This is a genomic window from Streptomyces sp. NPDC008313 (genome assembly GCF_042956125.1).
GTDB lineage: Bacteria > Actinomycetota > Actinomycetes > Streptomycetales > Streptomycetaceae > Streptomyces.
In genome coordinates this window covers 94,186-100,460 of record NZ_JBIBFR010000027.1, presented here as the reverse complement: position 1 = coordinate 100,460, position 6,275 = coordinate 94,186, and the positions used below count along the sequence as shown (strand labels likewise).

General features: G+C 71.4%; 6 protein-coding genes. 5 read left to right on the top strand and 1 reads right to left on the bottom strand.

All coding sequences use genetic code 11. The features are described from left to right. Nucleotides 1–292 precede the first annotated feature (292 nt). The 4 genes from ACFY93_RS29430 to ACFY93_RS29415 all read left to right on the top strand — a co-directional run bounded on the left by ACFY93_RS29430 (nucleotide 293) and on the right by ACFY93_RS29415 (nucleotide 3,476). Nucleotides 293–1,516, top strand: coding sequence for a phospholipase D-like domain-containing protein (locus ACFY93_RS29430; protein ID WP_391364575.1), 1,224 nt, complete (start codon nucleotides 293–295; stop codon nucleotides 1,514–1,516). A 103-nt stretch (nucleotides 1,517–1,619) separates the two neighbouring features. Continuing rightward, the gene (locus tag ACFY93_RS29425; RefSeq protein ID WP_391364573.1) at nucleotides 1,620–1,790 is read left to right on the top strand and encodes a hydrophobic protein; all 171 of its coding nucleotides are present in this window, start codon (nucleotides 1,620–1,622) and stop codon (nucleotides 1,788–1,790) included. Between the two features lie 195 nt (nucleotides 1,791–1,985). Beyond that, a complete protein-coding gene (locus ACFY93_RS29420; RefSeq protein WP_391364571.1) occupies nucleotides 1,986–2,564 on the top strand; it encodes a dihydrofolate reductase family protein in 579 nt (192 codons plus the stop codon). Between the two features lie 270 nt (nucleotides 2,565–2,834). Next, nucleotides 2,835–3,476 carry a dihydrofolate reductase family protein gene (locus ACFY93_RS29415; protein ID WP_391364569.1) on the top strand — a complete coding sequence of 214 codons (642 nt, stop codon included), beginning with the start codon at nucleotides 2,835–2,837 and terminating at the stop codon, nucleotides 3,474–3,476. A gap of 127 nt (nucleotides 3,477–3,603) precedes the next feature. Here the strand turns inward: ACFY93_RS29415 and ACFY93_RS29410 are convergent, their stop codons facing one another. Then, nucleotides 3,604–4,587, bottom strand: coding sequence for a LuxR family transcriptional regulator (locus ACFY93_RS29410; RefSeq protein WP_391364567.1), 984 nt, complete (start codon nucleotides 4,585–4,587; stop codon nucleotides 3,604–3,606). 230 nt (nucleotides 4,588–4,817) lie between these two features. Between ACFY93_RS29410 and ACFY93_RS29405 the strand changes: the two genes are divergently transcribed. Continuing rightward, complete coding sequence (locus ACFY93_RS29405; protein WP_391364565.1) at nucleotides 4,818–6,230, top strand: aminopeptidase P N-terminal domain-containing protein; 1,413 nt, start codon at nucleotides 4,818–4,820, stop codon at nucleotides 6,228–6,230. The last annotated feature ends 45 nt before the right edge of the window (nucleotides 6,231–6,275 follow it).

Genomic DNA, 6,275 nt, shown 5'->3' with positions numbered 1-6,275 from the left:
TGTTCTGGGGGCGGGGCAACCCGGGGGGCGGGGGGGGGGGGGGCGGCCCCCCCCCCGCGCCCCCCCGGGGGGGGGCCGCCCCCCCCCCCCCCGGGGGGGGGGGGGCCCGCCGCGGGCCCCCCCCCACCGGTCGTCCCCGTTTCCGTCGCCGGCACAGGTGCCGCGTCGGAAGCGGGGCCGACGGCGGCCGTCCACCGTCCGGCGCCAGGTACAGTCGGCTCGCCGCTCAGCCCGTGCCGGACCGGGCGCCGCGGCCCGACGTTCCCTCGTCGCGTTCCGGCCAGGTGACGCCATGACCAGCACCCACGAAACACCGGACCTGGCTCCGACGGACCTCGGCGGGGCGGGTGAGCGGTCCGTCGAGGACCGCAGCGAGCGAATACGGCGCCGTCTGGAGCGGCTGATCGGAATCGCGGCGACGGAAGGCAACACCCTCGTCCCGCTGCGGAACGGGGACGAGATCTTCGCCGCCATGCTGGCCCGGATCCACGAGGCCGAGCACACGGTGGACATGATGACCTTCGTGTACTGGAAGGGTGAGATCGCCCTCCGGTTCGCCGAGGCGCTCGCGGAACGGGCCCGCGCCGGGGTGCGCGTGCGGCTGCTCCTCGACGGGTTCGGGAGCCGGCTGATCGAGGTCGAGCAGCTTCGGGCGATGGAGCGGGCGGGCGTGCAGGTGGCGTGGTTCCGCAAGCCCCTGAACCTCTCGCCGTTCAAGCAGAATCATCGCTGTCACCGCAAGGTCCTGGTGGTCGACGAGGCGATCGCGTTCACGGGCGGGGTGGGGATAGCGGAGGAGTGGTGCGGCGACGCCCGGAACCCCCAGGAGTGGCGTGACACCCACGTCGAGGTCCGCGGGCCCGCGGTGGACGGCATGGCCGCCGCGTTCACCCAGAACTGGGCCGAGTGCCACGATGAGCTCTTCGACGACCGCGACCGGTTCATCGAGCACCGGCCCCAGGGTGACGCCGTCGTGCAGGTGGTGCGCGGCTCCGCCAGCTTCGGCTGGCAGGACATGCAGACCCTGATCCGCGTCATGCTGGAGTCGGCGGAGGAGCGTTTCCGCCTCACCACCGCCTACTTCTCCCCGGACGCGTACTTCATCGACCTGCTGTGCGCCACCGCGCGGCGCGGCGTCGAGGTGGAGATCCTGTTGCCCGGCCCGCACACCGACAAGCGGGTCTGCCGGCTAGCCGGCCAGCACTACTACGAGGATCTCACCGCCTGCGGGGTGAAGATCTTCCAGTACCAGCCGACGATGATGCACGCCAAGGTGATCACCGTCGACCGCATCGCCGCCCTGATCGGCTCGACCAATTTCAACCGCCGCTCGATGGATCACGACGAGGAAGTCATGCTCGCGGTACTGGACCAGCGGTTCACCGCGACACTGGACGAACACTTCGAGGCGGACGTCGCGGCCAGTGAACCGATCAAGAGGGAACGGTGGCAGAGACGCTCCCTGGCCCAGCGGGCCCGTGAGGTGGCCGTCCAGCCCATCCGCCGGTTCCTGTGACCGGAGAGACGAAGGTTCCCGCATAAGAGTGACATAAACACTTCGATTTTCGGGGCATGCGTCGATTCGGGCCGGGCACATGAGTGCTCGGAGGTTGATAATCATGGTTCCCCTGCTTCTCGTTCTTCTTCTCGCACTGATCCTTTTCGGCGCTGGATTCGCCCTCAAGGCTCTGTGGTGGATCGCCGTCATCGTGCTGGTGGTCTGGTTGCTCGGATTCCTGGTCCGGCCCGCGGGGCACGGCGGTCGAAAGGGCCGCTGGTATCGCTGGTAGGAGAAATGCATTCCACGCGTGGGGCCCACCGGAGAAGAATCCGGTGGGCCCCACGCGTGCCCGTTCCGGGCGAGGGGAAAGGAAGATCCGGACGACGGCTCCAGGTGACTCGCACCAGGGATCTCAGAGCCAGCGATGAGTTCCGCGGCGCCCGGGAGTCGTACCCTCGGACCCCGTGACACAGGAGGAGATCTCATGCGCGACGTCACCTATGCGATGGGCGTCTCGCTCGACGGCTACATCGTCGGGCCGGACGGCGGCTTCGACTGGACCGCGCCCGACGAGGAACTCTTCCGCTTCGCCACCGACGAGGTGCGCAAGGCGGGCGTCCACCTGATGGGGCGGCGGCTGTACGAGTCGATGCTGTACTGGGAGACCGCCGACCAGGATCCGTCGCTCGACGACTTGACGCGCGAGTTCACCGCGATCTGGAAGCGGCTTCCCAAAGTGGTGTTCTCCACCACGCTCTCGGCGGTACGGGGCAATGCCCGCCTGGCCTCCGGCAGCGTCGCGGAGGAGATCGAGCGGCTGCGAGCCGAGCCGGGGGAGGGCGAGATCGCGATCGGTGGCGCCACTCTCGCCGCCGAGGCTGCCGCGTCCGGCCTGATCGACGAGTACCGCCCCCGGGTCTGCCCGGTGCTGGTCGGCGGCGGCATCCCGTACTTTCCCCGGCGCGAGCGCCGGGTGGATCTCGAACTCGTCGAAACCCGCACCTTCGGCTCGCAGGTCGTCCACCACCGCTACCGCGTGACGCGCCAGGACTCGTCAGGTTGAACGGGGTCCGTGGCCCGGCCGGCAGGTCCCGGTCACCGCGGGTGAGGAACAGTCCGAGGCTGGTGTACGGCGAGGGCCACCCGACCTCCGGCCGCCCGAGGGGGTCGCGGCCGGGGGAGCGCCGAAGGAAGGCGAGCGACTGGCGACGAAAGCAGCAATACTCAGGGGGAGCAAGCCGTCAGCACGGTTCCCCGGCTCGGGCCGGGCGGACCCCGCAGGAAGTCTGTGCCGAGCCGTTCCCGCCTCGTACACTCCCAGGAGTCACCGGCCATGTCTCTCGTCCGCGTCCACAACTTCTCCGTCTCGCTCGACGGCTTCGGCACCGGTGAAGGTCTGAGCCAGGAAGCCCCGTTCGGCCACGCCGGTGAGAGGCTGCACGGGTGGATGTTCGCCACCAGGTGGTGGCACGACATGGCAGGCCGCCGCGGCGGGACCCGCGGTCTCGACGACACCTTCGCGCGGCAGTTCGCGCCCGAGATCGGCGTCGAGATCATGGGCGCCGGGAAATTCGGCCCCCCGGGATGGCATCAGGACCCGGAGTGGAAGGGATGGTGGGGACCCAACCCGCCCTTTCACACACCGGTCTTCGTCCTCACTCACCACCCGCGTCCGCCGATCGAGATGGAGGGCGGCACCACCTTCCACTTCCTCGACGCCTCGCCTGCCGAGGCGCTCGAGACGGCCCGTGAGGCCGCTCAGGGCAAGGACGTGCGGATCGGAGGCGGGCCCACCGTGGTCCGGGACTTCCTCGCCGCCCGGCTCATCGACCACCTGCACATCGTGGTGACCCCGATCCTGCTCGGCCGAGGCGGACGGCTGTGGGACGGGCTGGAGGGCCTGGAGTCGGACTACGAGGTCGAGTCCACCTCCTCGCCCAGCGGTGTCACGCATGTGATGCTCACCCGCCGGTAGTCGAAACCTCACCGCGAGCACGTACGCGTCGCCGTGCCCCGGAGCCGGCTCACCGGGGGAAAGGAGGACGGCGACGCCGCACTGCGTCACTCGACACGAGCGCGCGACACTCCTGGCCTCCAGCCCGTCACAGCCAGCCGGAACGCTGTGCCTGCAGCGCCAGCTGGAAACGGTTCGCGGCCCCCAGGCGGGCCATCAGGATCTGCAGGCGCCGGAACAAGGTGCGGCGGCTGACACCCAGTTCACGGGCGATGACGTCATCGGCCGCGCCCCCGGCCAGGAGCCGCAGCAGGCGGCGGTCGGCGGGCGGGAGGCCGGCGGGGCGGGCGCTGCGACCGTGGAGGGGCAGCGCGTTCAGCCACATCTGCTCGAAGAGGGCGACCAGCGCGGACAGCAGACCGCACGGCTGCACCACCAGCATGGTGTTGTGCACGTCCGCCTCCTTGATCGACAAGGACACCAGCGCGTACGCCTCGTCGATGATCAGGAGCTTGACCGGCACCGACGGCAGCACTCTGGCCTGCTCGCCCGCCTCGACGCACGGTTCGACGACGTTCTCCAGATGGCCGGGCCGCTCCAGCGTCTCCCGTGTGTAGACGACGCGCTGCGTCACCCCGCGGGCGAGGGTCGCCAGGGCGTCGTCGGTGGCCGTGGACAGGGCGACGTACGGCGGGGACTCGAACTGCCGGATCTGCTCGCGCGCACTGGCCCAGGCGTGACGCATCCTCGGACCGATGGCCTCGCCGGTGACGACCTCGACGAGGTTGTCGTTGTACGCGGCGAGCCGCCGGCGCCGGAACGTCTCGAAGGCGCCGCCGACGGCGATGCGCGACTCCTCGAGCTCGGCCGCCCGGTGCCGGGCGAGGATCTCCAGGCCCGCGGCGGGCGGCACGGGGGCCACCAGGTCCCCGTCCCCGGCGGCGGCGCTGACCAGACCGGCGTCGGCCAGTTCACCGTACGCCGCGGCCAGTTCGGCCCCGCCGAGACCGGCCGCCGTGCCGATCGCGTTCAGCGGAGCGGGGGCCAGTTCCAGCAGGGCCGCATAGGCACGGCAGGCCGTGTCCCCGAGTCCCAGATGCCGGAGGGCCTCGGCGGGTTTCGCGTTCACCATGGGCCACATTATCGGCGCAGCCCCTCGGCGCTCCCTGACCGATTCCGGTCACTGGCACTGCTGGGCCCCTGCGCCCCTCGCGCGGCGATACCGTCCGGGAGCCGCCGCGGAACCGGGGCGGCGAGGGGCCCGGCACCCGAACGGGACGCCGCGCGCGGCCTGCCCGCGCCCTCGCCGCCGAACGGCCCCGGACAAGCCCCATGGACGCCGAACGAAGGATGGTGCACGACGTGGCCAAGCGTCGGAAGAACGGCCTCTACCCGGAGATATCCGCAGAACTGTCCGCTCTGATGCGGACGGGCTGGGCGGACACCGAACGGCACGGTCTACGGCCCGCCGAGCAGGCCCCGTACGCGGCCCGGCGCCGCGCCGCGCTCTCCGCGCGCTTCCCCGGCGAACGCCTGGTGATCCCCTCGGGGAACCTCAAGACCCGCTCGAACGACGACACCTACCCCTTCCGGCCGTACACGGGCTACGTGCACATGGCGGGCGACCAGGTCCGCGACGGCGCACTCGTCCTCGAACCCCGCGCGGACGGCGGCCACGACGCCTACTGCTACCAGCTGCCGCGGGACGGCAGGGGCGACGACGAGTTCTGGACGGGCCCCCACGCCGAGCTGTGGACGGGCCGGCGCCGCTCCCTCGCCGAGTCCGAGAGCGTACTCGGCCTGCCGTGCCGCGACGTCCGCACCGCCGCCTCCGACCTGGCCGCCGCCCCCGGCACACCGACCCGGATCGTCCGCGGGATCGATCCCTCCCTCGAGGTGGCCGTCAGTACCGACGCCGAGCGGGACGCCGAACTGGACGCGGCCCTCAGCGATCTCCGCCTCGTCAAGGACGACTGGGAGCTCGGGGAACTGCGCAAGGCGGTGGACTCCACCGTACGGGGCTTCACCGACGTCGTCGGGGAGCTCTCACGGGCGATCGCGTCGTCGGAGCGCTGGATCGAGGGAACCTTCTTCCGCCGGGCGCGCCTCGAAGGCAACGCGGTGGGCTACGGCTCGATCTGCGCCGCCGGCGAGCACGCCACGATCATGCACTGGACGGACAACGACGGCCCGGTACGCCCCGGAGACCTGCTCCTTCTCGACGCGGGCGTGGAGACGCACTCCCTCTACACCGCGGACGTCACCCGCACACTGCCGGTCAGCGGGACCTTCACCCCTCTGCAGCGCGAGATCTACGACGCCGTGTACGAGGCCCAGGAGGCCGGCATGGCGGCGGTCGAGCCGGGCGCCCGGTACCGCGACTTCCACGAGGCCGCCCAGCGGTACCTGGCGGCGCGGCTCGTCGAGTGGGGCTTCATCGAGGGTCCCGCCGACCGCGCCTACGAACTCGGCCTCCAGCGCCGCTTCACCATGGCCGGCACCGGTCACATGCTCGGCCTGGACGTCCACGACTGTGCGCAGGCCCGCACGGAGGGCTACGTCGACGGGGTGCTGGAGCCGGGCATGTGCCTGACCGTCGAGCCGGGCCTGTACTTCCAGGCGGACGACCTGACGGTGCCCGAGGAGTGGCGCGGCATCGGTGTCCGGATCGAGGACGACCTGGTCGTCACGGACGCCGGCCACGAGAACCTGTCCGCGGGTCTGCCGCGCGCCGCGCACCAGGTCGAGGCGTGGATGGCGCGCTTCGCGGGCTGAGGTCCGCCCGACCGCCGACCGCCGACCGCCGACCGCCGACGCCGG

Excerpts from the sequence above, each read along its gene's own strand:
- ACFY93_RS29410 (WP_391364567.1), bottom strand. The coding sequence starts at position 4,587 with ATGGTGAACGCGAAACCCGCCGAGGCCCTCCGGCATCTGGGACTCGGG.
- ACFY93_RS29420 (WP_391364571.1), top strand. The coding sequence starts at position 1,986 with ATGCGCGACGTCACCTATGCGATGGGCGTCTCGCTCGACGGCTACATC.
- ACFY93_RS29425 (WP_391364573.1), top strand. The coding sequence starts at position 1,620 with ATGGTTCCCCTGCTTCTCGTTCTTCTTCTCGCACTGATCCTTTTCGGC.
- ACFY93_RS29430 (WP_391364575.1), top strand. The coding sequence starts at position 293 with ATGACCAGCACCCACGAAACACCGGACCTGGCTCCGACGGACCTCGGC.
- ACFY93_RS29415 (WP_391364569.1), top strand. The coding sequence starts at position 2,835 with ATGTCTCTCGTCCGCGTCCACAACTTCTCCGTCTCGCTCGACGGCTTC.